Source organism: Egibacter rhizosphaerae, assembly GCF_004322855.1.
Taxonomy (GTDB): Bacteria; Actinomycetota; Nitriliruptoria; order Euzebyales; family Egibacteraceae; genus Egibacter; species Egibacter rhizosphaerae.
Genome location: NZ_CP036402.1, coordinates 1,406,738 through 1,432,208 on the forward strand (window position 1 = coordinate 1,406,738; position 25,471 = coordinate 1,432,208).

Annotated in this window: 20 protein-coding genes; 4 read left to right on the plus strand and 16 right to left on the minus strand. The window is 73.6% G+C overall.

Annotation, left to right across the window (positions count from 1 at the left end; translation table 11 throughout):
* Positions 1 to 92 precede the first annotated feature (92 nt).
* The gene (locus ER308_RS06535; RefSeq protein ID WP_131154227.1) at positions 93 to 2,978 is read left to right on the plus strand and encodes a putative bifunctional diguanylate cyclase/phosphodiesterase; all 2,886 of its coding nucleotides are present in this window, start codon (positions 93 to 95) and stop codon (positions 2,976 to 2,978) included.
* Positions 2,979 to 3,008: 30 nt separating this feature from the next.
* Here the strand turns inward: ER308_RS06535 and ER308_RS06540 are convergent, their stop codons facing one another.
* The 3 genes from ER308_RS06540 to ER308_RS06550 form a co-directional block, all read right to left on the minus strand.
* Entirely contained in the window at positions 3,009 to 4,670 is a 1,662-nt protein-coding gene (locus ER308_RS06540) for an isovaleryl-CoA dehydrogenase (RefSeq protein WP_131154228.1), read from the minus strand.
* A gap of 27 nt (positions 4,671 to 4,697) precedes the next feature.
* Positions 4,698 to 5,351, minus strand: coding sequence for a TetR/AcrR family transcriptional regulator (locus tag ER308_RS06545; RefSeq protein WP_131154229.1), 654 nt, complete (start codon positions 5,349 to 5,351; stop codon positions 4,698 to 4,700).
* A gap of 127 nt (positions 5,352 to 5,478) precedes the next feature.
* On the minus strand, positions 5,479 to 6,210 hold the full coding sequence (locus ER308_RS06550; protein WP_131154230.1) for a hypothetical protein: 732 nt from the start codon (positions 6,208 to 6,210) through the stop codon (positions 5,479 to 5,481).
* Between the two features lie 371 nt (positions 6,211 to 6,581).
* Between ER308_RS06550 and ER308_RS06555 the strand changes: the two genes are divergently transcribed.
* Entirely contained in the window at positions 6,582 to 7,031 is a 450-nt protein-coding gene (locus ER308_RS06555; protein WP_131154231.1) for a hypothetical protein, read from the plus strand.
* 126 nt (positions 7,032 to 7,157) lie between these two features.
* Here ER308_RS06555 and ER308_RS06560 read toward each other — a convergent pair whose 3' ends face one another.
* The 3 genes from ER308_RS06560 to ER308_RS06570 form a co-directional block, all read right to left on the minus strand.
* A complete protein-coding gene (locus ER308_RS06560) occupies positions 7,158 to 8,795 on the minus strand; it encodes a bifunctional 3-(3-hydroxy-phenyl)propionate/3-hydroxycinnamic acid hydroxylase (protein WP_165491867.1) in 1,638 nt (545 codons plus the stop codon).
* Positions 8,792 to 9,739, minus strand: a complete 948-nt coding sequence (locus ER308_RS06565; protein ID WP_131154233.1) for an ADP-ribosylglycohydrolase family protein — start codon at positions 9,737 to 9,739, stop codon at positions 8,792 to 8,794. Before ER308_RS06565 ends, ER308_RS06560 begins: the two co-directional genes overlap by 4 nt.
* Positions 9,740 to 9,850: 111 nt before the next feature.
* Entirely contained in the window at positions 9,851 to 11,968 is a 2,118-nt protein-coding gene (locus tag ER308_RS06570) for a cell wall-binding repeat-containing protein (protein ID WP_131154234.1), read from the minus strand.
* 450 nt (positions 11,969 to 12,418) lie between these two features.
* On the opposite strand from ER308_RS06570, the gene ER308_RS06575 reads away from it, so the two are divergent.
* Positions 12,419 to 14,338, plus strand: a complete 1,920-nt coding sequence (locus ER308_RS06575) for a S8 family serine peptidase (RefSeq protein WP_131154235.1) — start codon at positions 12,419 to 12,421, stop codon at positions 14,336 to 14,338.
* Between the two features lie 69 nt (positions 14,339 to 14,407).
* Here ER308_RS06575 and ER308_RS06580 read toward each other — a convergent pair whose 3' ends face one another.
* Positions 14,408 to 14,779 (minus strand): hypothetical protein, encoded by a 372-nt coding sequence (locus tag ER308_RS06580; RefSeq protein ID WP_131154236.1) that lies wholly within the window; start codon positions 14,777 to 14,779, stop codon positions 14,408 to 14,410.
* 182 nt (positions 14,780 to 14,961) lie between these two features.
* Here ER308_RS06580 and ER308_RS06585 point away from each other — a divergent pair, with 182 nt between their 5' ends.
* On the plus strand, positions 14,962 to 15,714 hold the full coding sequence (locus tag ER308_RS06585; protein WP_131154237.1) for a hypothetical protein: 753 nt from the start codon (positions 14,962 to 14,964) through the stop codon (positions 15,712 to 15,714).
* Between the two features lie 9 nt (positions 15,715 to 15,723).
* Here ER308_RS06585 and msrB read toward each other — a convergent pair whose 3' ends face one another.
* The 9 genes from msrB to ER308_RS06630 form a co-directional block, all read right to left on the minus strand.
* Positions 15,724 to 16,128, minus strand: a complete 405-nt coding sequence (msrB, locus tag ER308_RS06590) for a peptide-methionine (R)-S-oxide reductase MsrB (protein ID WP_131154238.1) — start codon at positions 16,126 to 16,128, stop codon at positions 15,724 to 15,726.
* Between the two features lie 85 nt (positions 16,129 to 16,213).
* Positions 16,214 to 17,014: an IclR family transcriptional regulator gene (locus ER308_RS06595; protein ID WP_205745945.1), complete on the minus strand. Its 801-nt coding sequence runs from the start codon at positions 17,012 to 17,014 to the stop codon at positions 16,214 to 16,216.
* Between the two features lie 70 nt (positions 17,015 to 17,084).
* The gene (locus ER308_RS06600) at positions 17,085 to 18,053 is read right to left on the minus strand and encodes a PLP-dependent cysteine synthase family protein (RefSeq protein WP_131154239.1); all 969 of its coding nucleotides are present in this window, start codon (positions 18,051 to 18,053) and stop codon (positions 17,085 to 17,087) included.
* Positions 18,054 to 18,104: 51 nt separating this feature from the next.
* Entirely contained in the window at positions 18,105 to 19,085 is a 981-nt protein-coding gene (locus tag ER308_RS06605) for an electron transfer flavoprotein subunit alpha/FixB family protein (RefSeq protein ID WP_131154240.1), read from the minus strand.
* The gene (locus ER308_RS06610) at positions 19,085 to 19,852 is read right to left on the minus strand and encodes an electron transfer flavoprotein subunit beta/FixA family protein (RefSeq protein ID WP_131154241.1); all 768 of its coding nucleotides are present in this window, start codon (positions 19,850 to 19,852) and stop codon (positions 19,085 to 19,087) included. The genes ER308_RS06605 and ER308_RS06610 overlap by 1 nt, the downstream gene beginning before the upstream one ends.
* Positions 19,853 to 19,861: 9 nt before the next feature.
* Entirely contained in the window at positions 19,862 to 22,393 is a 2,532-nt protein-coding gene (locus ER308_RS06615; protein WP_131154242.1) for a GcvT family protein, read from the minus strand.
* A gap of 73 nt (positions 22,394 to 22,466) precedes the next feature.
* Entirely contained in the window at positions 22,467 to 23,198 is a 732-nt protein-coding gene (locus tag ER308_RS06620) for a GntR family transcriptional regulator (protein ID WP_165491868.1), read from the minus strand.
* Positions 23,199 to 23,437: 239 nt separating this feature from the next.
* Positions 23,438 to 24,832 (minus strand): bifunctional folylpolyglutamate synthase/dihydrofolate synthase, encoded by a 1,395-nt coding sequence (locus ER308_RS06625; protein ID WP_131154244.1) that lies wholly within the window; start codon positions 24,830 to 24,832, stop codon positions 23,438 to 23,440.
* The gene (locus ER308_RS06630; RefSeq protein ID WP_131154245.1) at positions 24,829 to 25,419 is read right to left on the minus strand and encodes a cyclodeaminase/cyclohydrolase family protein; all 591 of its coding nucleotides are present in this window, start codon (positions 25,417 to 25,419) and stop codon (positions 24,829 to 24,831) included. The genes ER308_RS06625 and ER308_RS06630 overlap by 4 nt, the downstream gene beginning before the upstream one ends.
* Positions 25,420 to 25,471 lie beyond the last annotated feature (52 nt).

Consider the following 25,471-nt stretch of genomic DNA (forward strand, 5'->3'; position numbering starts at 1 on the left):
GCAGCGCCGTGAGCCGGTACCCTCGCCCTGTCAGGTCGGTGTCGGTCGCCGCTCGCGGCGACGCATCGTCGCCTCGGCCGGAGGAGCGAAGCGTGGATAGCGCCGAACCGACGTCGCGCTCGCGCTCCCGGCCGTCGAGGTGGGCGAACCGGGCGACGGGGCGCCACGCCTTGGATGCCGAGCCCGGCCGCAGGTTCGCGGGCCTCTTCGCATGGGTGCTGGGACGCCACACGATCGCCATCGTCGATCGGGTCCACGCGCTCATGGCCGGGGTGCACGCCGGCTACGCGCTGCTCCTCGTGGCTCTCCTCCTGGTTGCCCAGCCGCCGAGTCCCCAGACACTGATCGGCGCCGCATGCCTGCTGGCCGCATCGGGCTCGGTCCTGCTGGGCGCCCGTGCCGGACGACGCCGCCTGCCGCAGGATGCCCGGGAGGCCGCGCTGCTGCTCGCGGCCGGGGCGCTGCTCGACGCCCCGAGCGGCGTCGAGTTCGTGCTCCTGTTGTCGGCCGGCAACGCGGCGCTGTACCACCGTCTGCTCGGCCGGGTCATCACCCTCGCCCTGTTCGGCCTCGCCCTGATGGGGCCGTCGCTCGTGACGGGCGCCGCACCGGACCTCGCGATGGGCTGGAGCCTCCCGCGCTTCGTCGTGGTAGTCGTGGTCTTCGGGTTCGTCGCCGACGTCGCCCGGTTCGCGGAACGCCGGCTCGTCGAGGAGCAGCTGCTGGGCTCGGCGCGCACCACGCTCACGGCCGGGCTCGACGTCGACGGGATGGGAGGGGTGCTTGCCACGGTCGCCCACGACCTCGTCGCGCGTCTCGGCCCCCGCGGCGGCGACCGCGCCGTGTGCGTGACCCTGCTGCTCGATGGCGGACGCCTACGGGTCAGCGGCAGCAGCGACGGGGGCGCGACGGTCCCGACCGGTCTCGTCGTCGACCGGCCGCCGTCCGGGCCGCTCGCGGACGCCAGCGACTCCCGCTCCGGCGGTGCGCCCGCGAGCGATCAGGGCTCGACCGGCGCCCACGCGCTCGATCACCTGCTGGGCCCGGGTTGGTGGGCCACGGCCCTGCCGCTGGCCGCCGGCGGCGCATCGCTGGGCGCGCTCCTGATCGCCGCGCCGACAGGCATCGATCCCTCCCGACCGTCGGCCCTCGACGTGCTGCTCACCGAGGCCGCCCTCGCCCTCGACGCACGGCGGCAGGAGGCCGAGCGCGCCCGCCGCGAGCAGCTGCTGCACACCGTCCTGGCCGAGTCGAGCGATCTCGTCCTCGTGCTCGACCACGACCTCGTCGTGCGCTACGCCTCGCCCGCCGTCGCCCAGCTCGGATGGGCCGCCGAGCACCTCGAGGGCCAGGACCTGACGTGGCTGCTGCATCCCGACGACCGGTTGCAGGCGAGCACGTCGCTCCGCGAGGTGGTCGACAGTCCCGGCAGCCGGCGCACGTTCGAGGCGCGGGTCCGGGACGCCCGCGGCCACTGGCACGTGCTCGAGACCGTGGCCACCGACCACCGCGGGGATCCCGAGTTGCGCGGCATCCTGCTGAACAGTCGCGCCATCACCGAGCGCAAGGCCCTCGAGGACCAGCTCGCCCTGCAGGCCCACACCGACTCCCTCACCGGGCTCTTGAACCGCACCTCGTTCGAGGATCGGGTCGGCGCGACGCTCGAGGCGTGGCGTGCGTGGCACCCGCCGCCCGCAGTGCTCTACATCGACCTCGACAACCTCAAGCAGGTCAACGACGCCTACGGTCACTGGGCCGGGGACGAGCTCCTGAGTGCGGTCGCCCAGCGGCTGCGCGCCTCCACCCGCGGGGGTGACGCCGTCAGCCGCCTGGGTGGGGACGAGTTCGCCGTGCTGCTGACCCAGGCCAACCGGGCGACCGTCGAGCGGGTCGCGGACCGCGTCCTGTCCGGTATCCGGAACGGCCCCATCGGCCCGGGGCATCCGCGCCCCGAGGCCAGCATGGGAGTGGCGATCGCACGACCCGGGTGGACGGTGACGCAGCTGCTGCAGGCCGCGGACGCCGCCATGTACGAGGTGAAGCGCGCCGGGAAGGGCACCTGGCGTCACTACGACGACGCGCTGCCCTCGCCCCAGGACCAGTCCGCCCTGCTCACCGATCTCGGGCTCGCGATCGAGCACGACGACATCACCGTGCACTACCAGCCCCTCGTCTCGCTGCCCGGCCGCGACTGGGTCGCGGTCGAGGCGCTCGCCCGCTGGACGCATTCCGAACGAGGGGCCGTGCCCCCCGCCGAGTTCGTGCACCTCGCCGAGCGGGCCGGCCTCATCTCCGATCTCGGCCGCAGGGTCCTCTCGCGCGGCCTGGCCGATCTGGCCCGTTGGCGCACCGCGGGTGTCACCGCCGGGCTGCAGGTCAACGTCTCGGGCACGCAGCTCCTCGCCCCCAACCTGGTGGAGGAGGTCGCGCTCGCGCTCGAGCGAGCCGGCGTGCCACCGAGTGCGCTCACCCTCGAGATCACCGAGACCACCCTGATCCAGAACGTCGACCGCACCCGCGAGGCGCTCGACTCCCTGCGCGCGCTCGGGGTGCGCCTCTCGATCGACGACTTCGGGGCGGGGTACGCGGGCCTGGGGTACCTGCGGGACCTCCCGGTGGACGAGCTCAAGATCGACCGAAGCTACATCGCGAGCCTGGGCCACAGCCACGAGGGCACGAGCCTCGTCCGCACGGTCGTCGATCTCGCACACGTGCTGGGGCTGGAGATCGTGGCCGAGGGCGTCGAGCACGAGCCGCAGGCCCGCACGCTGATCGAGATGGGGTGCACCCGGGCCCAGGGCTTCCTCTTCGGTGGACCCACCGCGGAGGGCCCGCCACCGGAGCGGGGCGGTGAGGAGCACTCTGCCGCCGACGCGGGCGCCCAGGAGGAGGAGGCACGCGCCCGGCAGGAGGAAGGGGGCGCCCGCCAGGAGGAAGGGGGCGCCCGGCAGGAGACGGGGCGCACGCGGACGCCGTAGCCTCACGCGTCCTGCCCGAGGCCTGCGGTGTCATGCGAGCGCCGGGTGGGCCCGTGCGAGGATCGCGTCGGTGTCCGCCTCCGACGGGAGTGTCCCGAAGGCGCCGGGAGGCGTCTCGGCGAGGCGCGTCGCACAGAACGCGTCCGCCACGGCCGGGGCGCCGTGGCGGACGAGCAAGGCACCCTGCAGGCAGACCGCCAGCCGCTCTGCGAGCTGGCGTGCCCGGGCCTCGACCGGCTCGGCAAGCTGCTTGCGCAGGGTCCCGACGGCGGCATCGAGGCGCGCGTCAGCGCCCGCGGCGGCGTCCAACTCCTCGTCCACGGCCTCGACGGCCTCGGGATGCCGCACGATCGCCCGCAGCAGATCGAGGGCCTGTACGTTGCCCGACCCCTCCCAGATGCCGTTGAGGGGGGACTGGCGGTACAGGCGCGGCATCGGGGACTCCTCCACGTACCCGTTGCCACCCAGGCACTCGAGCGCCTCCGCGGCGTGCATGGGCGCCCGCTTGCAGACCCAGTACTTGGCCGCGGGCGTCGCGATCCGCTGCACCCCCGCCTCGTGCGGGTCGGTCGAAGCGCGCTCGAACGCGCGGGCGAGGCGCAGCGCCACCGCCGTCGCCGCTTCGCTCTCGAGCGCCAGGTCGGCGAGCACCCCCCGCATCAGCGGCTGCTCGGCCAGGCGCGCCCCGAAGGCGTGGCGGTGCGCGGTGTGGTGGGCGGCCTCCGCCAGACCGTGACGCATCCAGCCGGCTGCACCGACGACACAGTCGAGCCGCGTGTGGGCGACCATCTGCATGATGGTCCGCACCCCTTTGTCGGGCTCGCCGACGAGCCAGCCGACGGTGTCGTCGAACTCGACCTCGCTGGACGCGTTCGACCGGTCGCCGAGCTTGTCCTTCAGCCGTTGCAACGCGAAGGCGTTGCGGCGCCCGTCGGGGAGCCAGCGCGGGATCAGAAAGCACGAGGGCGGGGTGTCGTCGTCCTCGTCCTCGGTGATCCGCGCGAGCGCGAGAAAGGCATCGCTCATCGGCGCGGAGCAGAACCACTTGTGCCCGGTCAACCGGAACGAGGTCCCGGGCGTGCCGTCCTCGAGGGGCCGGGCCCGGGTGGCGTTCGCGCGGACGTCGCTGCCGCCCTGCTTCTCGGTCATCGCCATGCCGAACGTGGCCCCGGCCTTCTCGTGTGCGGGTCGGAAGGCCGGGTCGTAGACGCTCGTGGTCGCGCGGGGGAGCCATTCCGCGGCGAGGTCCGGCTGGGTCGCGAGGCTCGGCACCACCGCGTAGGTCATCGTCATCGGACACAGCGTCCCCGAGTCGAGCTGGGGCCAGAGGATGTACTTGGCGGCACGCGCGACGTGGGCGCCGGCCGGCGCGTCGTCGCGCCACGGCGCGGCCGCCAGGCCGTGCGTGATCCCTGCCCCCAGCAGGTCGTGATACGCGGGGTGGTAGCGCACCGCGTCGAGGCGGTGCCCGTGACGGTCGTGGGTGCGGAGCTCGGGGGGGTTCTCGTTGGCGGCACGTCCCCGCTCGAGCCAGTCGGGGTCGCCGGTCAACACGCCCAGCGCGCGGAGGTCCGGCGCCGCCCACTCGGCTCCCTCACGCGCGAGTCCCTCCTGCAGCGCCACGTCCTCGCTCCAGGGGTCGTACGGCGCGCGGTCGGGTGGCTGGTTGCGCACCTGATGGGTCGCGGGCATGGCGGGCTCCTTGGCCGTGGACGATGCTCAGGCGGATGCGGTGGTCGAGGGCACGGTCGGCTCATCGCTCGGCGCACGTTCGATCGGCGGGAGGGCGCGGAGACACACCGATGTCAGCTCGTCGACGCCGGGTACGGGGTCGTCGGCGCGCACGGCGGCCAGGGGCCCGAGCAGCGCCTCCCCCATCGCGCCCACGAGCGCGGCCGCGACGATGTCGGGATCGCAGGGCCCGAGCTCGCCGTCGCCCACCCCGTCGGCGATGGCCTGCGCGAACACGTCGCGATGGCCCTGCCGGTAGGCCCGACGCTCCGCCTCGACCGCGGGGGGTGCGGCGTCGGCGAGCAAGGCGGACGCCAGCGTCGGCGCCCGCAGGGCCCGTTCGGCGAAGGTCCGCAGTGCCCGGGCGATGCGTTCGGTCGACCGCCCGGGCTGGTGTGCGGCGGCCACGACGCGCGCGAGCTCGCGATCGGCGGCCTGTCGGAAGACCTCGACGCAGAGCGCGTCCTTGTCCGGCACGTGGCGGTACACGGTGCCGGTCGCGACCCCGGCACGGTCGGCGATCGCCGTGACGCGGACGGCCGACCACCCACCCTCGGAAACGAGCGTCAGCGCGGCGTCGTGTATCGCGGCCCTGGTCCGCTCGAGGCGGTCAGCGACCGCAGCGGTGCGACGGTAGGGCATGCAAGAAGTGAATCAGGATTCATCACTTGGGTCAACGGCCCGGTTGCAACCGATCGTCGAGGTCAATCCGGCGCAGGATCTCGCGCCCCGATGTGAACGTCGATCGCTTGCGACGCGCACGGTCGGGTCAGGCGACGGGCGACTTGGCGTCGGGTGGCGAACGCCAGGTGACCTTCGCGTTGAGCAGGAACCCCAGCTCGGCGGAATCGAGCCTGATCGCCGTCTCGTCGTTCGGGACGTGGTCGTCGCACACGGGGCGAACCGGCAGGTACCCGTCGGGCACGTGAACGGTCGGGCGACCCATACCGGAGAAGCGGCGGGGGATGAACGTCTCGCTGGCCGCGAGCGTCGTCGCGTCCCGGCTGACCCCGAACCGCTCGCACAGGTCACAGCCGTCCAGGATCTCCACCCCGACGACGTTCTGGCGCTCCGCGCGGTAACCCCGCTCGTACTCGAGGACGCTGCCGTCGAGTTCGACCGTGAGGAACGCGGTGGGCCGCGTCCCGTAGTACCCGATGCGTTGGCCCAGCATCCTCTCGGCCTCGGCCCGCGACTTGAACGAGTAGAACCCGCAGACGCAGTCGAGGCCCGGGGGATCACAGTCGCTGCGCTTGCAGGTGGCGGTTGCGTCGGCTTCGTAGGCGCTGCCCTCGGTGACGCCGGAGAGCATCCCGTGGAACCCGGACCGCGCGACGAGCACCTGGGCGGTCTTGTACCCCGTTTCGGGTTCGATGGACAGTTCCTCGTCCATCGAGAGCCAGTGCATGCGGTGGGCGCTACGGGCGGCACCGGCCACGAGATACGACAGCAGGACCGGCACGACGATGAGCAGCAGGAAGCCGACGACCAGCATGCTCATGGCCGACGCTCCTCAGGGTGGTCGGGCTACCGGTCCGCTTCGTCGTTGGCCGGCTTCTCGGCGGGCTCCGCCGGGCGCGGCTGCTTAGCCGGCTCCACTCGCTCGATCACACGGCGCTTCTGCGGCTTGCCGAGATCCATTGCCAACCTCCTCGGTCGGGTCACCCCCAACGGTACCCGTTTTCCGGTGTCTCATGGGAGCTCTTCGGGTATCGATCGGCGTTCGAGCACCAGCCGCGACCGGCAACGGTGGACGGGGACCCGAGCGCGCCGCGGCCACCGGGCGGACGTGGCACTCTCTCGTGCAGGGCGCCGACCCACGAGCGTGCAGGGTGCCGACCCACGAGACGACCGCCAGAGGACGGAGGGACGATGCCGGGTCCGCTCGTGCTCGTGGTGCAGCGGCTGCTGCGCAGCCGGCCCTTCCGGATGTTCCTGCTGCAGGCCGGCCCGGTGGCCGCACACCAGGCCATGCAGCTCGCGAACGAGGGGCGGTGGCGGCGCCTCGCGGTCCTGCACGCGGACTCGGTCGTCGCGGGCCGCGTCTCCCGAGAGGTCATCGAGGGGGACATCCACTGGGTGGTGTGGCGCGGCGACGACCCGGTGGAGGCCTACCCGCCGGTCGAGGTGCCGCTCGATCTCGCGCTCGCCGACCGTGACCGCACACGTCCCCGTTCGCCCGAGGACCTCCCGGCCCGGCGGCTGCGCCGCGCCGGAGCCGAACGCAGCCGCGCGGCCGGACGCGCGGTCGGGCGCTTGCGTCCCCAGGGGCGCAGGGGCGGCGGGGCCAACGGTCGTTCCACACCCCCGCGGGAGCGCTGAGAGCCCGCCGGTCACCGACCGCCCCCGCCGCGGAGCGCATCGGCCCCGGCGCCTCCCCGGCCGTCAGAGCGCACCGGCCCCGGCGCCGCCCCGGCGAGGGTGTCCCCGCCGAGGGCCTCCCGGCCGTCAACCGCGCAGGCCGGCGCGCCGCAGGCCGCGACCCAGGCGGACGAGGTCGTGGTCGTCGCGCAGCACCGCGGCCACGATGCCGTCGGGGCGGACGACGAGGGCGCGGGCGTCACCAGCTCCCGCCGCGGCGATCGTCGCCGGGGCGACGCGCCGAGACTGCACGCCGACCCCACGCAGCGCCGCCAGCAGCCCGCCCTCGGGCGGCCAATCACCGGTCCGCAGAAGGGTGAATGCCGGTCCGCTCAGCGCCGACCCGAGCACGGCGGGCGCCGGATGCCCCACGAGACCGCCAGCACGTCGCCCTTGCGGCCCCCGGCGACCGGGGCGGCTGACCAAGGGACCGGCGGGCAGCGGTGGCATCCGCTGCGCCGCGAGACCGGCTCGCCCCCGGGTGAGGCTTGCCCCCGCGGCGATCGCGCGGTTGCGTATCGCGGCCCGCGTCGACGACCGGTCCCCCACCACCCGCCCGATGCGATCGGCGACGTCGACCACCCGTGCCGCATGCGGTTGCCGCTCGGCGTCGTAGCTGTCCAACAGGCGCGGGTCCGCCGCCCCGTGCACCACCGCGGCCAGCTTCCACCCGAGGTTCGCGGCGTCGCGGAACCCGGTGCACAGGCCCTGACCGAGAAACGGCGGCATCTCGTGCGCCGCGTCGCCGGCGAGGAGCAGCCGGCCGGCTCGGAACCTGCCGGCCACGCGGGCGCGGAACTCGTACACGGCGGCGCGCTCCACGTCGAGGGGGCGGTCGGCGAACCACGGGCGAGCCAGTGCGCCCAGCCGAGAGCCGACCTCCCGTCCGGTCTCACCCCGCCGCAGGCGGAACTCCAAGCGATGGCGACCGCGCCCCACCGGCACGCTCGTGGCGGGGCGGGCCGGATCGCAGACCTGCACGACCTCGGGCACCGCGCGATCGCCCACCGGCGGGCTCGGGTTCGTACGCGGTGACGCACCGTCGCGATCGCCCCCGGGACCGTCCTCGACCCGGAAGTCGCAGACCAGCCAGCGTTGGCTCGTCCCCCGCGTCTCGTCGTCGATTCCCGCCAGGGCGCGGACGAGGCTGCCGGCGCCGTCGCACCCGACGACCCAGCGTGCGGCGAGATCCCCCGCGCTCGTCACCACCCGTGTGCACGCCCGAGCGGGTCGTGGATCCCCCGGCGCCGGCGTGACCCCGAGGACGGTGACCCCGAGCCGCAGGGCACCCGGCGCACAGGCCTCGAACCGCCGGCGCAGTTCGCGCTCGAGATCGGGCTGGTGGACGAGCGCGGCCGGGGGATGCCCCAGCGTCGCCTCCTCGGGCGGGCGGTCGAAGCGCAGCAGTTCCCGGTGGTCCGCGTCGACGAGCGTCATGCCCCGCAGCGGGCGCGTCTGCACGGACGCCCCGAGGTCGGCGAGCCAGCGCTGCGCCTCGTCGTCGAGGCTGACCGCCCGCGGCAGGGGATGCACGTCCATGGCCTGCTCGCAGACGACGACACGCAGGCCCCGTCGGACGAGGTCGAGGGCGAGGGCCACCCCGACGGGCCCTGCCCCCACGATCACCACGTCCACGGCCTCGGCGCGCGATCCGCTCGTGGAGGGATGCGCGTCCGCGCGGGCTCCGTCCTCGGGGCCAGGAGCCCCGGCCCCGGGCGCGCTCACGCGGCGTCGCCCCCGAGGGCCGCGTCCGCCAACTCGTCGGCGACCGCGCGGACCTGCGGCGATCCCTCGCACGCGTCCACCAGCTCTCCGGGCACCGCCTCGCCCCCGTCGGCGGCCCCGCGGATGGCGACGGCCATCGCGGCGATCGTGTCCGTGTCGCCCCCCACGCCGAGGGCGCGCAGCATGGCCTCGCCCGGGTCCGCGCTCGTCGCGGCGACCCAGCACGCGGTCGGCACCGACCGGTCGGCCAGCACTTCGTGCCCCAGGCGATCGGCGATGGCGACATGCGGGTCGCCGAGCGAGGCGGGCCATTCGAACGACGCCGCCTCGGCCAAGCCGCGCGCGAGTTCGTCGGTGGCAGCCTCCTCCGCCAGCTCGGCGAGGTCCTGCGGGGTGAAGCCGCCGCGCGCCACGGCTCGACCGACCGCACGCGCCTGGACCACCGCTCCGTCCTCCCCGACGGGATGCACGTGGGTGGGCTGGGCGCTGCGTGCGGCCACATCCGCCAAGCGCTCGGGGTCGTGGCCCCACCGCACCCCGATCGGTGCGATCCGCATCGCCGCGCCGTTGCCGAGCGAGCCTTCGGCGAACGCCACCCGCGCCGCCTGCGCGGTCGGCAGCCCGCATTCCCAGGCGTCGTGGATCCTGTGCATGCCGCCGCCGTAGCCCCGCCACGGCTCGAACGCGTCCCGGAAGGCAGCAGCCAGGGCGTCGGGATCGACGTGCGGATGCCCGAGCAAGTGTTGCGCCAGCGCCAGCGCCATCTGCGTGTCGTCGGTGTAGGGGCGCGGCGTTCGGGCGAGTGCTCGCTCGAGCCGGCCACGTGCCTTCTCGGTCGTGGTCGGTGGCGAACCCTCGTACGGGGCGCCGAGCGCGTCCCCGACGAGCGTGCCGAGCAGCGCCCCGGGTGCCGCCTGTCGTGTGCGTTCCGGGTCAGGGCTCATGTGGGCATCGTGCCCTCACCCGACCGCCGCTGCCACTCCCGCAGTCTCCCCGCCCGGGCCCGCATCGGCCTCCGGTGGCCTCACCGGTACGACCCGGCCACGGGCGGCGTTCTAGCTGCCGAGCAGCGCCGCCGAGCGGCTCGCGACCTCGTCCTGCAGCGCGCCGGTGCCGCCGATCACGAAGCTCTCGCCCGCGCCGCCGCCGATCGCACCGAGGTAGGTCTCGGTCGCCGCGGGCAGCCGGTCCGGGCGGCTGAGCACGACCGGCAGGTCGCGTGCCGCCGCGACGCTGGCGGAGGTCAGCGCGTCCTTCCAGGCGTTGGGGGCGTAGCCGCCGGCGACCAGCACCCCGCCACCCCGATCCCCCGCGTGTTGGAGACCCCAGAGCTCCTCCGCCACGGCGCGAGCGGTGCCGGCACGGTCCTGGCCCGCCACTCGCGTCGGGCTGGGCAGGTCGTTCATCACGGCGTCGCTGACGGCACTGGGGCCGCCCAGCACGATCGTGCGGCTGATGCCGAGCTCCTCGAGCGCCTCGCGCACCTCCGGCGAGAGCTCATCGGAATCGGTGAGCAGGACGGGGCAGCCGTGCCGTGCCCCGTACGCGGACCCGGCGAGACCGTCGGCCCACGCGTCATCGGGACCCGCCCGGGCGATGAGCGCGACGTCGCGACCCTCGCGGGCCACGACCTCCTTGGCCGCGAGCGCCGCGGTCTCCTCGCGGTTCTTCCCGGCCAAGCGCTTCACGTTCCAGCGATCGCTGAGCGCCCGCTCGACACCGGTGCCGAGCGCGGCCTCGCTGCCCAGCAGGTAGACCTCCTTGCCGGCCGGCAGCACCCGCTCGAGCTCGTCGCGGACCCGCTCGTCGAGCCGGTCGGACCAGGTCAGCATGATCGGCCCACCGCGTCCGGCCAGCGGCCCCCCAGCGGCCGCGTCCGCGAACACGGCCTCGGTCGCGATCACCGCCCGCTCGGCGCTGCGGTCCCCCTCGAACGCGAGTTGGCTCAGGAGGATGGCGGTCTCGATCCCGTCGACGCCGCCGATACGAGCCAACGGCTCCACGAGATCGAGCTCGGTGGCCGCGACCCGCCGGCGCAGCGACTCGATGTGACGGTACGAGCCGTCCCCCGGGCAGCTCGTCGCCGACACGTCGCGGTGGCCGATGATCGTCGGCTTGGTGACCTGCGTGCCGCTCGAGTACCGCGTGGAGCCCCCGCTCGTGAGGGTCACGGTCGCGCGCGGGTCGATGCCGTGCATGCGGAACTTCCACGCCAGGATGCTCGCCACCGCCTCCTGGGCGACTTCGGGCACATCCCCCGAGGTGAACGTCCCGATGACCGCGATCCCGACCGAACCGGTGTTGAACCCGCCGGCGTGCGCCCCGACGATCGGCCGCTCGATGCCCCCGGCCCGTCCCTCGTAGATGCGACCGAAGCGGTCGACGAGGAAGTTGTAGCCGATGTCGTTCCAGCCCCGGCTGATCGCGTGGTAGCGGTAGATCCCGCGGACCACGCCCGCCGCTTCACCCTGCGAATAGCCGTTGCCGGTCACGGTGTGGTGCACGACGCCGAATCGCAGGCTGCTCGCCGCGCGGGGGCTCCCGGAGCGCCACGACTCGTCCGCTCCCCACTGGGCCCGGCTGATGACGCTCGGTGGGGCGGTGCTCGCGTGAGCGGTGGCTGCCCCGGTGAGCCCGAGAGCAGCGGCCATCCGTGAGTCGGCTGCTGCGGCGGAGGCGGCCTCCGCCAGCCCCATGGAGTCGATGAGGTGGGCATCGAGGTCCTCGGGGCGGGCATTCTCGACCTCGACCTGCAGCCGGTCGGCCGAGCGCACCCAGACCGGCTCGGTGGAGCCGTCGACACCCGGGTCGGCCTCCTCGCTGTCCGGGTCCGGCTGTTCGTCGGCCTGGCGCTGCGGTACCTCCCGCCAGTCACTCCATTCGCCGTCGCCCTCGGCATGGCGGATCCGGATCCGCGCCTCGGGCGGCCCGTCGAAACCCACCATCGAGAACGGACCCTGCGCGGACGCGGGGCGGGACCGGTGCACGCTCCCCTCGACGGTCTCGGTGACGAATCCCTGGAACGTACGGCTGGTGACCTCGGGCAGCTCACCGGCACGAGCGGCGGGGGCGCGCACGATGGCCTCGAGCGGGCCGGCATAGAAGGAGGCACCGAGAACGCCGAGGCCGAGGGCTCCACTACGGAGAACGGTACGGCGGGCGACGCGTTGCATCTGGGGGATTCCTTTTCTGTCCGGTGATCGGCACACGTCGCCCAGACCTGCCACCAAGCAGGTCGATCGGTTCGCGGTGTCACGATCAGCGCGTGTGCTTCACGAGCCCGCGCGGCACGACCCGCCGACGTGCGATCCGACCACTGGGTGACGCGAGGTGTCGACCGCGTCCTGTCGTATTCGATCTGTTGTGTGCGTCTCCTGCCAATGACGGCCGAACGCGCACCCGCGCTACGGGGAGGAATCGGACACGCACTGGCCGAAGGGACAGGTTCCTGTTGGAACGGTGCGGGGTGAGCGCCCCGCGACCGGGGTAGGAACCACGGTTTCCCTTCATCGCCCGCCTGACGGCGCTCCCTCCGTGCGATCCACTCATTAAGGACGCCGAGGTACCGGCCGACCCTGTCCGTGTCCACACCTCAGGTGCGAGCGACCGCGGAAGGGTCATGCATGCAGCGCGTCGGGCACGCCGGCAGCCCAGGTGCCACGGTGGCGGTCGCCGGGATCCCCGCCGCACGGCTGTTCTCCGTCACGGCGATCGCGGTCGCCGCCGTCGTGCTCGTCACGGTGGCGCCGGTGTCCCCCGCGGGAGCCGACGCGGACGACCCGGTCCTGTCCCACCCCGAGGAGCCACGCACCAGCGTTCCCCGCGCGCTCGGCGGCGCCAGCGAGCCCGGCTGGTGGCTCGACGCCGTGGGCGCCCCCGAGGTCCGGGACGACGGCACCGGCGCGGGGACCACGGTCGCGGTGCTCGACACGGCGATCGACGGAGAGGCTGCCGGCGTCGGGCCCGACCGGCTGCACGAGCCGATCGAGATCATCGAGGACGAGGAGCCGTCCCGTCACGGCACCGGCGCCGCCGCCCTGGTCGCCGGGCGCGACCACGGAGCGTGTCCCGGCTGCGAGATCCTGCCGGTCACCGTCCTCGGCGCCGACGGCCGCAGTCGCGCGAGCCACGTGGCCGCCGGCATCGACGCCGCGGTCGAAGCGGGCGCTGACGTCATCTCGCTCAGCCTGGGAGGGCCGCTCGGCAGCCGCCGCCTGGAAGCCGCCGTGACCTCCGCACGGGACGCCGGCGTGCTCGTCGTCGCCGCTGCCGGGAACTCGGGCGGCACCAGGGAGTTCTATCCGGCGAGCTACGACGGTGTCCTGTCGATCGCCGGCCACGATCCCGACGGGGGCCGCTACGGCTGGTCGACCCACGGCGGGTGGGTCTCGTCCGCGGCACCGGGCTGTGCCCGCCTCGACCTCCCGCGTGGTGGCCGGTTCTGCGGCACCTCCGCCGCCGCGCCCATCGCCGCGGGCGTGGCCGGTCTGGTCCGCGGTGCCGCGCCGGAGGGCTCCCCCGTCGAAGCGCTCGAGGCGATCACCGGCTCCGGCGACGAGCTCGACTTCGTCGCCCACGGCACCATCGACGCCCCCGTGGCTCGAGACGCCGTCGCGGACGACGAGGCGGCCGTCGACCCGCTGCCGGACGATCCGATCGACGCGGCGGTCGAGCTGTCCCGCGAACGGTTCGGCCGCGGCGAGGCCGAGGCCGCGCTCGTCGCTCGTGCCGACGTCTTCGCCGACGCCCTCGCGGGGAGCTCGCTCGCGCGCGAGCAGCCGGTGCTGTACGCCACCGGCGACGAGTTGCCGTCACGGACCCGCGACGAGCTCGAGCGGGTCCTCGGGCCGGGAGGAACCGTCCAGGTGCTCGGGGGGAGCTCGGCAGTCGGCGACGACGTGGCCCACGCTCTGCGGGAGGTCGCCGCGGAGGTCGAGCGCCTGGCCGGCGACGACCGGGCGGAGACCGCGCTGGCGGTCGCGGACGCCGCTGGAGCGCGGGGCGAGGTGTTCCTCGCGCGCGCGGACGAGTGGGCCGACGCCATCGCGGTGGCGGGCCCCGCCGCCACCCACCGGACTCCCGTTCTGCTGACCGCCGGCGACGAGCTGGACGCGCGCGTCGCCGAGTACCTGGAGGCCGAGGGGATCAAACGCGCGACCCTGCTCGGGGGCGAGCAGGCGCTCGACGGAGCCGTGGCGGACGCCGTCGCGGAGGTGACGGGCAGGGAGCCGACGCGGATCGCCGGACGCGAGCGGGAGGCGACGGCTGCCCGCGTGGCCTCGACCCTGGTGCCGCGGGACGGCGCCGGGGCGATCGTGATCGGCGGGTACGAGCCGTCCGGGTGGGCGGTCGGACTCGCGGCCGCGCCCCTGGCCGCGGCGCGCGACCTTCCGATCCTGCTGACCGGCCCGAACGGGGAGCTGGGTGGGGTCTCGACGGACGAACTCCACTCGCGAGGCGCTGCGAGCGAGCTGCACCTGCGGGTCGCCGGGCCGCTCGCCGGACCGGCGGGCGACACGCTGCGGCGCCTGGCCGGCCGCTAGGGCGCCGCTCCCGGGTCGGGAGCCCCGATCGGTCGGGATCCCCGGTCACGATCGCGGGAACCCCCGCTCCTATGCCTCGCCGTCCCCCGGCTCGACCGGGTCGGCCCCCTCGGTCGCGTCGACATCGAGGGTGACGACGATCCCGTCCACGATCACCGAGAGCCGATCCACCCCGTCCCAACTGGCCGCGTAGTCGGGCACCCGGCCCTCGAGCTCGGCCACGCCACGCAGCAGGTCGCTCGCCCGACCCAGCCACCGCAGCGAGGCCGCGGGCTGCTCACGGTGCGGCGCGAGCAGCTCGCGGGCGAGATCGACACAGCGTGCCGCATCCGCCAGGAACCACGCCGCCGGCGTGCCCTCGGGCACCGCCTCGCCCAACTCGCACACCCGCGTGAAGACCCGCTCGCATGCCCGCCGGGCGACACCCCTCGACACGGCCATCCTGGCTGCTCCCCTTCTCCGAACACCTGCGAGACCGCGCACCGTGCCCTGCCCCACGTGAGGTGATCACGCTCGGTCATGATGCCTGACCCAGCGCTCGACCGCTACCCCGCGGTTCGTTCTCCACAGCCCCCGATCGGGCGATTCCTCGCTTGCGCCGCCGGGCGGTGGATGCTGTCGACATGCCGATCGAACCCACCGCTGCGGCGGCCGGCATCTACGACGCGGCCACCGCCCTGCTCGCCCCGCGACTCTCCGACCGGGACCGCGCCGACCCTGAAGACCTGGCCGCGCGCGTGAACGAGGCCGTGTCGGCGACCGGATCGTTCGCCGACCGATGGGCAACCGTGCGCACGGCGCCGGCCACGACCCGCGCGCTCGCCGACGACCTGCTGACGCTGCACCTGCTGTTCCCGCGGGACGTGTCGATCTCCCGCAAGGTCTCCCTGCTCGGCACGTCGCCGGGACCGGAGCTTCGTGCCGCTCTCGCCGCCGGTGTGGCACCAGGGGGAACGGCCTTCCAGCTGCGCCGGCTCTCGCAGCTCGGCTACCTGGCGCGGGCGGTCGCCGCCGCCCGGGCCGGCAGCGCGACCGCCGTTCTCTCCGACCCGATCCGGTGCCGTGCCTGGCTCCACGCAGTGGCACCACACGGCGGCCACAGCCAGCGAGAAGCCCTCGCGCACCTGCTCCATCCCGCAGCGTTCGAGCCGATCGCGGTGCCGGCGGTCAAGCAGCGGCTCCGCGAGGCGCTCGTCCCCGACGCTCCCACGGACACCGACGACGACGCGGCCTTGACCGTCGCACGCGACCGCACGGGCCATCCCGCCGAGCGATCGCTCCTCGAGCTCGCGCCCCGAGCGCTCACGCCGCCCCGAGCAACCATAGGGGACGACGACACGGGCGGGGCCTCCCCCGGTGCGCGGACGTCCGGGTAGGGGTGCTGGTCAGCCCGCCTCGGCCTCGCGGTCGAGCTCGAGGGCGAGGCTGTTCATGCAGTAGCGCTCACCGGTTGGCTCGGGCCCGTCGGGGAACACGTGCCCGAGGTGGCCATCACAACTCGCGCAGCGCACCTCCGTGCGAACCATGCCGTGCGACCGGTCCTCGACCAGACGCACGCGGTCCTTCCCCACCGGCTCCCAGAAACTCGGCCAACCGGTCCCGGAGTCGTACTTCGTGTCCGAGGTGAACAGCTCCGTGCCGCAGCCCGCGCAGCGGTACACGCCGTCCTCCTTCGCGTTCCAGTACGCGCCACTGAAGGGGGGCTCGGTGCCGCCCTCGCGCAGGATGCGGTACTGCTCCGCGGTGAGTCGCGTCTGCCACTCCTGCTCGTCGCGCAGCTGCTCACTCATTGCAGCGACCTCCGAAGGCTCGTGTAGGGACCGTGGCCCGGCGGCATCGTCCGGACCTCCGTGAGGCTACTCGGCCCGACGCGATCTACGACTCGTCGAGACCGACGCCGCCGATCTGCGAGTACCCGAAGCGTGCGGACACGTCGGCCGCCGCCTCCAGAAGGGCCTTCGCGAGACCGGGGCGTCGTTCCTCAGGCATCCGGTAGCTCGGCGCCGACATGCTGATCGCGGCCACCACGGTACCGTCCGCACCCCGGATCGGCGCGGCCATCGCGGCCAACCCCTCCTCGAGCTCCTCGAAGCAGAAGCTGAACCCGTCCTCGGCGACCCGCGCGATCGAGGCGCGCAGCTCCCGCGGATCCGTGATCGTGCTGGCGGTGAACTCCTCGTGGGGGCCGTCGAGGATCGTCGCACGCCGGGTCTCGGGAATGAAGGCCAGGAACACCTTGCCGGGGCTCGTGGCGTGCAGCGGGGTGCGCCGGCCGAGCCAGCTGCGGCTCACCACCGAGGACTCCTGCGGGATGACCTGGTCGATCGTCACCACGGCGTCGCCCTCGAGGACCGCGAGCGAGACGCTCTCGCTGCTCTCGTCGGCGAGGCGCTGGCAGGCCTCACGGGCGTGCCGTGTGAGGTCGGGTCCGACGCTCACCGCCCGAGCGAGGTGGACGAGCCCGAATCCGAGGTGGTACTTGCCGCTGTCCACGTGCTGCTCGACCAGTCCCCGGCTCTCGAGCGTGGACAGCAGCCGGAACGCGGTCGACTTGTGCACACCCAGCGCGTGCCCGACGTCGGTGACGCCGGACCACCCGTTCTGGGCCAGGAACTCGAGGATGTCGACACCACGGTCCACAGACTGGACCCGGGAGCCGTTGCGTTGCTCAGCCACGACGATCGAGTCTAACGCCCGTTCCTCCACCCGCGAGACGGCCACCGATCGCCCTTGTCTCACGCACCGTTCACGTCGCCGCCCCCGGGGCAGCCGACTCGGCGGCGTAGTGCTCGCTCAGGTACTTCTCGCCCTCGTCGCAGAACAGGGTCACGATCGTGCGAACATCGGGGTGCGCCTGCCGCACGCGTCGGGCCGCCACGAGATGGGCGCCCGAGCTCGGCCCCACGAAGAGCCCATGGATGCGCGCCAGCTCGCGCATGGCCTCGAGCGCGGCCCACCCCTCGACCGAGACCACCTCGTCGACCTCGTCGGAGTGCCGCGCGTAGATCTCGGGCACGAAGCCGTCCGCGATCCCCTCGAGGGGATGCTCGGCGATCTCGCCGCAACGGATCGTGCACGACTCGTCGGGTTCCACCGCGACGATCCGGACATCCGGATTGGCGGCGCGGAACGCCTGCCCCACGCCGACGAGGGTGCCCCCGGTGCCGACCCCGGTGACGAGCGCGTCGGGAACGAGCCCCAACGGCAGCTGGGACAGGATCTCGGGACCCAGCCAGCTGCGGTTCTCCTCGACGTTCCACTCGCTCGCGAACTGCTCGGGACAGAAGTAGCCGGGCCGCCGGCCGAGTTCCTTGGCGGCCTCCAGGGCCTCGGTGACGTGGAAATGGCCGACCTCCCAGACCTGCGCCCCGTACGCACGGCTGATCGCGGCGCGCTCGGTCGACATGCCGGCGGGCATGACCACCAGCATCCGGTAGCCCTTCACCGCGGCCACCATCGACAGCGCGTTGCCGGTATTGCCGCTCGACGCCTCGACGATCGTGTCGCCGGGGCGGAGCAGCCCCTCCCGCTCGGCACGGTCGACGACGTAGGCCGCCAACCGCGCCTTCACGCTGCCGGAGGGGTTCAGGAACTCGAGCTTGGCCCAGATGCCGTCCACGGGAACCAAAGGGGTGCCGCCGATCCCGTCGAGGATCGTCCGGGTGTGCTCACCCCCGAAGCGACGGTGCTCGGCCTCCGCGGAAGCCCTCGTCATCACAGCCCCCTCAACGTCCCTTCGCGATCACGCGCCCCGAGCCCCCTGATCTCACACCGGCGCGGCCTGACGGCTGCGCACCTCCTCGACCAGGGCGGGCAAGACCTCGTGCACGTCGCCGATGACCGCGTAGTCGGCCCGCGTGACCATGGGCGCTTCCGGGTCGGTGTTGATGGCGAGGATCGCCTTGGCGTTCATGCACCCGACCCAGTGCTGGGTCGCGCCGCTGATCCCGCAGGCGACGTAGAGGTCGGGAGCGACCCGGGTGCCGGTCTGCCCGACCTGATCCGAGTGCGGCCGCCAGCCGTTGTTCGTCACCACCCGGGAGCATCCCACAGCGCCGCCGACGAGCTCCGCGAGCTCCTCGAGGACCGCGAACCCCTCGGCGCTGCCGACACCCCGACCACCGGACACGACCACCGGGGCGGTGGCGAGCGACACGCCCGCACTGCGGGTGGTCCGGTCACGCACGCGCGTCCTGGCGAGCACGGGGTCGAGCTCCGCCGCGAACGCCTCCACCGGCACCTGCGCCGCGGCCCGGCTGGGCACCGGCTCGACGACGTGCGGTGCGATCGTCGCGAGCTTGCGGTCCGACGTGAGCACCGCGTCCTCGTAGAGGATCCCGCCCCAGCGCAGGCGCGTGAGGTGCCAGCCGTCGGTCCCGGTCCCCTCGGGCGTCAGGACGACGCAGTTCGTGGCCAGCGGCTCGTCCAGCCGGGCGGCGACGTGGGCCATCACCTCGTTGCCGTGCTCACCGCCACCCGCGAGCACCACCTCCGGGTCCCGCGTGGCGATGAGCTGGCGGAGACCCTCGGCCCAGGCCTCGGGCGCGTAGTCGCCCACGAGGTCATGGTCGATGACGTGCAGCCGGTCGACCCCGAACGCGCACAGCTGTTCGCTCGTCCCCGCTCCCGGTTGGCCGACGACGACCGCTTCGACCCCGTCGTCCCCGGCGGCGACGGTGAGCATCTCCAGCGAGAGCCTCTCCGGGCCCGCCGGCCCGTGCTCCACGAACCCCAGGACTCCGCTCATCACGTGTTCACCCCCAGCCGTTCGAGTAGATCGGCGATGGCGGGCACGGCCTCCGCGCCGTGCCCGAGCACCCGGGTGTCGGCGGCCTGCTGCGGCGGGTGCCGCAATCCGACCGTCGCGAGCCCACCCGGATCCGGCGTTGCTGCGACGCTCGCGACCGCTGCCTTCTTCGCCCGCACACGCCCCTTCAGAGCCGGGTAGCGCGGGACGTTGATGCCCTCCTTGACCCCGACGACCGCAGGCAGGGGCAACTCGTAGTGCTCACTGCCGTCCGCGGTCCCGCGGGTCAGGGCCACGACCCCGTCGTGGGGCTCGATCGCTTTGATGCCCCCGACCGTCGGGCGGCCGAGCGCGTGCGCGACCCGGATGCCGACCTGGTAGTTCGCGGCGTCGGCGGACTCGTTGCCGAACAGGATCAGGTCGAAGGGCTCGCGGCCGCGCTCCAGATCGCGGACCGCTGCCCCGATCGCCCTCGCGGTGGCCTGCGGGTCGACCTGCTCGTCGCCCGCATCGATGAGCACGCCGTGGTCGACCCCCATCGAGATCGCGTGACGAACCTGTTCGTCGGCCGCCGCCGAGCCCAAGGTCAGCACCGTGCTGGATCCGCCGTGGGCGGTAGCCAGGCGGACGGCCTCCTCCACCGCGCACTCCTCGTGCGGGCTCATGGTGAACGCGAGGTGGGTCGTGTCGACGCGGGTGCCGTCAGCCGTGAGCGCGATCTTCGCTCCCGGTGACGGGACCCGCTTGACGCAGACGAGGATCTCCATGGCGGCTCCCTACGCCTTCATGCGGGTGTCGTCGGGATCGAACAGCGGGGTGCGGCCCGCGCGGGCGACCGTCACCGGGTAGCGCTCCCCCATGTACTCGACGGAGAGGCCGGTACCCTCCACGGCGCGGTCGGACGGCAGGTAGGCCATGAGCAGGTACGCCCCGACCGAGGGGCCGGCACCAGCGCTGGTCACGTAGCTGCGCCGACCCTTCGCGTCGACGAGCTCCTGCCCGTCGCGGGTGAGGATCGGCTCGCCGCCCTGCGGCACGCGGATGATCCCGCTGCTCGACTGGAGGTCGTCGACGGTGAGCGTGCACAGGACCGCGGCGGGCTCGGCCTCGCGGGCAGCCAGGTAGGCGTCCTTGCCGATGAAGTCGGCCGCCTTGACCCTCGGGAGCGCGAGGCCGGCCTCCACCGCGTCGTACTCGAGCTCGAGCTCGTGGCCCATCAGGCGGTAGCCCTTCTCCATCCGACCCGTCGTGCCGTACACGCCGATGCCGGCGGCGACGACCCCGTGGTCCCGACCGGCCTCCCAGAGGGCGTCCCAGAGCTGTTCGCCCTGCTCGATCGCCGCGTGCAGCTCCCAGCCGAGGTCGCCGACGTAGCTGATCCGCACCGCCAGCGCGGTCACGGTGCCGACCTCGATCCACTGCGCCGAGCCGAAGCCGAAGGCGTCGTTCGACACGTCGTCGACGGTGGTCGCGGCGAGCACGTCGCGGGCCCGCGGCCCCCACAACCCGACGGTGCAGGTCGCCGATGACACGTCCACGAGCTGGGCCGAGCCGTCGGCCGGCAGGTGGTCGCGGAACCACTTGCCGTCGCGGCCCCCGTGCGCGCCGCCGGTGATGACCCGGAACCGGTCGTCGGCCAGCCGCACGACGGTGAGGTCGCTGCGGAACCCGCCGTTGGCGGCCAGCACCGGCGTGTAGACCACGCGGCCCACCGCACGGTCGATCTTCGCGACGCACATCCGCTCGAGGTAGTCGAGCGCGCCGGGGCCGGTCACCTCGAACTGGGCGAACGCGGTCAGGTCGATCATCGCCGCCCGGTCGCGCATCGCGAGGTGCTCGGCGTCGATGATCGGCGACCACCAGCGGGCGTCCCACTCGTGGGGCCGCTCACCCAGCCGCCCGTGGTACTCGGTGAGCAGCGGACGGTTCGCCTCGTACCACTGCGGGCGCTCCCAACCCCCGGCCTCGAAGAACTCGGCCTCGAGCGCGACCTCCCGGTCGTAGAAGGGGCTCTTGCGCAGTCGGCGGTTCGACTCCCACTGCTCGCGCGGGTGGACGATCCCGTAGGTCTTGTTGAAGCCCTCGCTCGCCCTGGCGATCACGTGCGCCCTGGTCCGCTGTGGGGGGTAGAACCGCGCGATGTCGGCGCTGTGGAGGTCGATCTCCTGGTGGCCGTGGGTCATCCACTCCGCCAGGTACTTGCCGACCCCCGGCCCCTCCTTGATCCACACGGCCGCTGCCGACCACAGGCCGGCCACGTCGGGGGTCTCGCCGAGCAGCGGACCCCCGTCGGGCGTCAGGGACAGCAGGCCGTTGATGCCGTGGCGGATGCCCGCGCCCTCGCGCGTCAGGAGGTCGGGCATCAACTCGAGCGCGTCCTCGAGCTGCGGGTCGAAGTCCTCCTTGGTGAGCGGCAGCTGGGTGGGCGAGAGCGTCGCCTCCTCGATCGAGGGGATCTCCCACGGGTCGTGCAGGATCGGCCGGTGCGCGTAGCTGCCGATCTCCATGTCCGCCCCCGACTGCCGCTCGTACATGAGCGCGTCCATGTCGCGCACGATGGGCCAAGCGATCTCGGAACGGGTCTCGGCGAGCTCGGGGATGGGCCCCACGTCGATCATCTGGTGCACCGCGGGGATGAGCGGCAGCCGCGCACCGGCGAGGCCGGCGATGTGGCGACTCCACACGCCGGACGCGACGACGACCGCGTCGGTGGCGATGTCACCACGGTCGGTCCGTACCCGCGTGACCCGCCGGAGACCGCCCGGGGTCTGCTCGGTGTCGATCCCGAGCACCGTGGTGTTCGCGAACACCGCGAGGTCGGCACGCGCCGCCGCCTGTTCGCGCATCAGCACCCCGGCCTGCAGCGGGTCGACCACCGCGACCGACGGGGTGTAGAAGCCGGCGAGGATCACCTCGGGATCGACGAACGGGACGAGCTCGGTCACCTCCTTCGGTCCGATGAGCTCCGAGTCGATGCCCCAGGCCTTGGCCGACGTCATGCGCCTGCGCAGTTCCTCGACCCGTTCCTCGGTGCGCGCGACCTCGACTCCCCCGCTGGTGGTCAGCACGTCGAGCTCGGCGTACTGGCGCATCGAGTCGACCGTGATGTGCGTGATCTCCTTCGAGTGGTCGACGGGGAAGATGAAGTTCGACGCGTGACCGGTGGAGCCCCCGGGATCCGGCAGCGGCCCCTTGTCGAGAAGCACGATCGACCCCCACCCCTGTTGCGCGAGGTGGTGGACCATCGAGTTGCCGACGATGCCGGCGCCGATAACGACGACGTCTGCCTGCTCGGGTGGGGTGCTCATGGTGCCCCCTTTCGGGTCGGCCGGGGCGGTGATCGGCAGTGGTCGGGCGGGATTCACACGGACGGATACCTGTTCAGATGACCTCGCGGACGGTGCGCTCGAAGCCGGCGATGTGGGCGCGCACCACCAACTCGGCGCGCGCGGAGTCCCCGTCGCGGACCGCCTCGAGCAGCTCGACGTGCTCCGCGACCGCTTGCGGCAGCCAAGGGACGCGGTCGAGGACGAGGAACCACAGACGCAGGCTCAAGAGGAAGTGCTCCTCGGCGACCCGCTGCAGGTACGGGTTGTGCGCGGCGCGATGCACATGGCGGTGCACCATCTGGTCGACGCGCATGAGGGTCCGCTGGTCCGCGTCCTCGTGCGCGGCGACGTGACCGAGGAGTTCAGCAGCCGCCGCACGTTCCCGAGCGTTCGCGCGCTCGGCGGCCAGTCGCGCCGCGTGGCCCTCGACCTCCACGCGCAGCTCGCTAATCGCGGCGAGATCCCCGATGTCGACGTGGGTGACGTACATGCCGCGACGCGGGACGACCTCGACGAGGCGATCGTCGGCCAACCGGCGGAGCGCCTCCCGCACGGGGGTGCGGCCGAGATCGAGCTCGGCCATGAGCGCCTTCTCGTCGATCGTCGTCCCCGGGGGAAGGTCGAGGGCGACGATCGCGTCGCGGATGAGGTAGTAGGCCTTGTCGGCGAGGCTCGCGGGCCGCACGTCTCCCGCGACGAGTGTGCGCAGTTCCGGGAGGTCGAGGCCGTGCGCCTCCGGCTGCGCCGATTCGTGGCGGCCCGTGGCCGCGTCCGTGCCCGTCATGGTGATATATCTACGACACATCAGCCGTTGCGTCAAGAGAAACCTGACGCACTATACGCAACGAATCGCGTTGCCCTGGCTGATCGGCCAGGTCCCTCGAAGGACCCGAAGCTCCGTCCGGGCGGGCACGTGCTCAGAGCTGCACACCACCCCGCCCAGCTGAAGGGAGGCAGCGCTGGGGATTCAGGCGAAGGGGGAGCAGCGCCGGGGGTCAGTGAAGGGCGAGCAGCGCCGGGGACTCAGCGGACGGGGAGGCCGAGCGCGTCGCGGGCCGCGCCCACGAGGTAGAGCGACCCGGTGACCACCACGAGATCCTCGGCCCCCGCCGAGGCACCCGCCGCTTCGAGCGCACCGCCGATGTCGGCGATCGGCTCCGCGTCGCGACCGGCCAAGCGGGCCTGCTTCGCGAGCGCATCGGGCGGCGCGCTGCGCCCCGTCGGTGCCTGCGTGGTGACGATCCGGTCACAGACCGGCAACAGCGCGTCCACGATCCCCCCGTAGTCCTTGTCGCCCATCGCGCCGAGCACGAGCGTCCGCCGACGCGCCGGGAACTCGCGAACCAGTGCGTCCGCGAGGGCAGCGGCTCCGGCGGGGTTGTGCGCCCCGTCGAGGACGACCGGCGCCCCCCGCGGAGTCGCCGAGCGGACCACCTCCAGCCGCCCCGAGCACCGGACCGCCGCGAAGCCCGAGTGGACCGCGTCGGGGTCGAGACCGCTCGACAGCATCGCCTCCACGGCAGCGAGCGCACAGGCGGCATTGGCGGCCTGGTGGGCGCCACGCAGGGGCAGGGTGATGTCGTCGATCACGAGGTCCCCGCTCCGCAGCGCCACCTGCTGCCCGGCAGGACCGGGAGTGCGTCGCACCACCGCGAAGTCGGTTCCCGCCCGCAACACCGTGGCGTCGCGAGCGCGCGCCTCGGCCTCGATCACCGCGGCGGCCTCGGGTTCCTGCGCGGCGGACACGACGGTCGCGCCGTCGGCGATGATCCCGGCCTTCTCGCCGGCCACCTCGCCGACGGTCGAGCCGAGTTCGGCGTGATCCAGCCGGACCGGGTTGATCACCGCCACGTCCGCATCGACGACGTTCGTGGCATCCCACCGTCCACCCATGCCGACCTCGACCGCGGCGATCTCGACACCGGCGCGCGCGAAGCGCTCGTACGCGAGCGCCGTGAGGGTCTCGAAGAACGTGACCATCTCGTCGCGCGCGGCCTCCACCTCGGCGAGCGGGGCGCGCAACCGCGCGAGCGTGTCGACGAGCTCCTCGCGGCCGAGCGGGGCCCCGTCGACCCGCACCCGCTCCCCGACCTCCTGCAGATGCGGCGAGGTGTACGTACCGGCGCGCACGCCGTGGGCGACGAGGAGCGCGCTCACGAGGCTCGCGAGCGTCGTCTTGCCGTTCGTGCCGGTCACGTGCACGGCCCGGAACGCCCGCTGCGGCTCGCCCAGGGCGGTGCACAGCGCGCGGATGCGACCCAGCCCGGGGACCATCCGATCCGGCCGACGGGAGAACAGCGCGCGCACCGCCTCGTCGTACGCGTGGTCGGCGGACCCCGAGCGGGAGGCCGCGCCGTCCGAACCATCCGGGGCCACACCGTCCGGCTCGGGGGGGCCCTCACGCCCCGGAGCGCTCACCGCACGCTCCGCGATTCGACGGCGGCACCGGAGCGAGCGCGGGCTTCGCCGGCGGCGGCCGCGAGCCAGCGCCCGCGCTCGCCCCGAGGATCACCGTGGCGTGGCCCGATCCCCGCGTCGCGAAGATTCAGGTGGACCAGCATCACTGCCGCCCGCGTTCCCGCCTCGGCGAGCAGCGCCGCCGTGTGCGCGTCGCCGCGCAACCACGGTTTCCCGCGTCCGGCGAGCTCCGCGGCCGCGTCCGCGAGCTCGGCCCCGACCTCGGCGATCGCGAGCGGGGTGTCGGAGGCCGCGCTGAGGGCGTCGGCCAGCGAACCCTCGCCGCGGTTCGCGGCGACGACGCCGTGATAGGAGCCGGCGTCCGCCTCGGCCAGCTGTTCTGCTCGGCCTCGTAGCACCTCGGCCCGCTCGAGGATCTCGTGCGCTTCCTCGATGCGCCCCACCGCCTTGCGCGCACACTTCGACACGAGGCTCGCAGCGAAGCCCACGACGAGGGCGGCCGACGAGCCCGCAGCCGGGGTGGGCGCCTCGCCCGCCACAGCCTTGAGCACATCGGTCACCGAACGGCTGGCCAGTTCCGTCTCCACCGGTCCTTCGTCCTCCTCGCGCCCGGCCCCGTATGACCGTAGCGTTTTCTCG

Bases quoted from the DNA above. Each gene is read 5' to 3' on its own strand.
- ER308_RS06540 (WP_131154228.1), bottom strand. From the start codon at position 4,670: ATGCCCGCGACCCATCAGGTGCGCAACCAGCCACCCGACCGCGCGCCG.
- ER308_RS06545 (WP_131154229.1), bottom strand. From the start codon at position 5,351: ATGCCCTACCGTCGCACCGCTGCGGTCGCTGACCGCCTCGAGCGGACC.
- ER308_RS06550 (WP_131154230.1), bottom strand. From the start codon at position 6,210: ATGAGCATGCTGGTCGTCGGCTTCCTGCTGCTCATCGTCGTGCCGGTC.
- ER308_RS06555 (WP_131154231.1), top strand. From the start codon at position 6,582: ATGCCGGGTCCGCTCGTGCTCGTGGTGCAGCGGCTGCTGCGCAGCCGG.
- ER308_RS06565 (WP_131154233.1), bottom strand. From the start codon at position 9,739: ATGAGCCCTGACCCGGAACGCACACGACAGGCGGCACCCGGGGCGCTG.
- ER308_RS06570 (WP_131154234.1), bottom strand. From the start codon at position 11,968: ATGCAACGCGTCGCCCGCCGTACCGTTCTCCGTAGTGGAGCCCTCGGC.
- ER308_RS06575 (WP_131154235.1), top strand. From the start codon at position 12,419: ATGCAGCGCGTCGGGCACGCCGGCAGCCCAGGTGCCACGGTGGCGGTC.
- ER308_RS06580 (WP_131154236.1), bottom strand. From the start codon at position 14,779: ATGGCCGTGTCGAGGGGTGTCGCCCGGCGGGCATGCGAGCGGGTCTTC.
- ER308_RS06585 (WP_131154237.1), top strand. From the start codon at position 14,962: ATGCCGATCGAACCCACCGCTGCGGCGGCCGGCATCTACGACGCGGCC.
- msrB (WP_131154238.1), bottom strand. From the start codon at position 16,128: ATGAGTGAGCAGCTGCGCGACGAGCAGGAGTGGCAGACGCGACTCACC.
- ER308_RS06600 (WP_131154239.1), bottom strand. From the start codon at position 18,053: ATGACGAGGGCTTCCGCGGAGGCCGAGCACCGTCGCTTCGGGGGTGAG.
- ER308_RS06605 (WP_131154240.1), bottom strand. From the start codon at position 19,085: ATGAGCGGAGTCCTGGGGTTCGTGGAGCACGGGCCGGCGGGCCCGGAG.
- ER308_RS06610 (WP_131154241.1), bottom strand. From the start codon at position 19,852: ATGGAGATCCTCGTCTGCGTCAAGCGGGTCCCGTCACCGGGAGCGAAG.
- ER308_RS06615 (WP_131154242.1), bottom strand. From the start codon at position 22,393: ATGAGCACCCCACCCGAGCAGGCAGACGTCGTCGTTATCGGCGCCGGC.
- ER308_RS06620 (WP_165491868.1), bottom strand. From the start codon at position 23,198: ATGACGGGCACGGACGCGGCCACGGGCCGCCACGAATCGGCGCAGCCG.